The 755-nt window shown below is 34.2% G+C and carries 1 protein-coding gene; it reads right to left on the bottom strand.

What is annotated here, in order from left to right:
• Window positions 1–747: transposase (locus BJK46_RS12095; RefSeq protein ID WP_242445282.1), on the bottom strand; the 747-nt coding region annotated here is incomplete at its 3' end.
• Between the last annotated feature and the right edge of the window lie 8 nt (window positions 748–755).

Genomic DNA, 755 nt, shown 5'->3' with positions numbered 1-755 from the left:
TTCCTCTTTTGTTGATCGTATCCCTACTTTTGAAGTTCCTGATTGATACCGTTTAATATCAATACCTACAAATGCATTCAATTGTTTATTTGTTTTAAATTCTCTAATATTACCAAGTTCCCCAATAAGCAATGTCGCTGTGAGTTCTCCGATGCCAGGAATTGAAATAATGTTTTCAAACTCAGTCGTATTTTTAGCTAAGTCAATCATTTCCTGATCAAATTCTTTCATTTCTTCTATCCCAATAAGCAGTTTGTCGCATAAGTATTGGACTTTTTGTAGGAGGAAAGAAGACTTGTCCACATTCGGAAAACTATTAATCTGTATTTCAATTAATTTTTGGACATACTTGTGAGCTTTATTAACTGAAATGCCTTTATCAGTTGAATGAAGTACTTTTTCCACCAATTCATCATGAGTCAAAGTACTTACAAAATCAGGATGAGGAAATGCTTTAGCTATACTTAATGCGATTTTTGAATATCTGTTAGTAAATAGCTTTTCTAACCCTGGAAATGTTTGATGTAGTGTTTCGACTAACTCAACTTTGAGACGATTTTGGTTTATCTCCATTTCTAAGTGAAAGCGCGCACGTTCTCTCAGTTCAAAGTAAATCTCTTCAGACTGACGTTGTACCTTTGAATCTTTCATTCTAAAGGCAAGAAGTGCAAGTTTATGTGCGTCTGACTTATCTGTTTTCCATGATCTTAATGAGCTCGTTTTGAACTTGGCTTCTAGGGGATTCATTTCTAAGT

The sequence above is a fragment of the Staphylococcus pseudintermedius genome (assembly GCF_001792775.2).
In the GTDB taxonomy this organism is placed as follows: Bacteria; Bacillota; Bacilli; order Staphylococcales; family Staphylococcaceae; genus Staphylococcus; species Staphylococcus pseudintermedius.
Note: the sequence above shows the minus strand (reverse complement) of the source record. Positions and strands in the feature narration are given on the sequence as shown.